This is a genomic window from Halorubrum sp. AJ67 (genome assembly GCF_000513435.1).
Map to the genome: position 1 here is coordinate 98,289 of NZ_CBVY010000002.1, position 576 is coordinate 98,864.

Below are 576 nucleotides of genomic sequence, written 5' to 3' on the forward strand. Positions count from 1 at the left end.
TCGCCGAGGTCAGGGCCGAGGCCCGCGAGCGCGGCGAGGAGCCGGCACACGACTTCCCCGTGGGCGACCTCGAACCGGAGGGGAAATTCGACGCCGTCTTCGACGGCCACACCGGCGAGGGGTCGAGACTGGACCGCGGCACGAGGTTCTTCAAGACCCACGGGGCGCGCGTCGGCCCGGAGGGCGAAGACGAGCAGAGCGCGCGCTGGCAGCGGCTCGCGATGCTGCTCGACGAGGACGTGGAGTACGACGCCGCGGAACTCGACCGCGCCGTCGAGCCGGTCGACCCCGAGAATCCATGGCGCGACCCAGGAGCTGGAGGGGAGGAATCGGACGGCGAGCAGGACGCGGAAGGCGAAGGCAATCGGGAGGCGGACGCCGACGGCGACAGCGACGACCGCTCCGGCTCGCTCACCGATTTCGGCGAGTAGGGCGTCCCGCGAGCGCGACGGCGACGACCGCGACGAGCGCGGGAACCGCCCCGAATCCGGGCGCTCGCCCGTCGGTGTCCCCGTCGCCCGCGTCCGTTCCGTTCTCACTTCCCTCGACCGTCTCGTTCGAATCGGTCGGCTCCAC

General features: G+C 72.2%; 1 pseudogene. It reads left to right on the plus strand.

What is annotated here, in order from left to right:
• Positions 1–431, plus strand: a pseudogene (locus tag BN903_RS02545) (hypothetical protein); the annotation flags it as partial.
• Positions 432–576 lie beyond the last annotated feature (145 nt).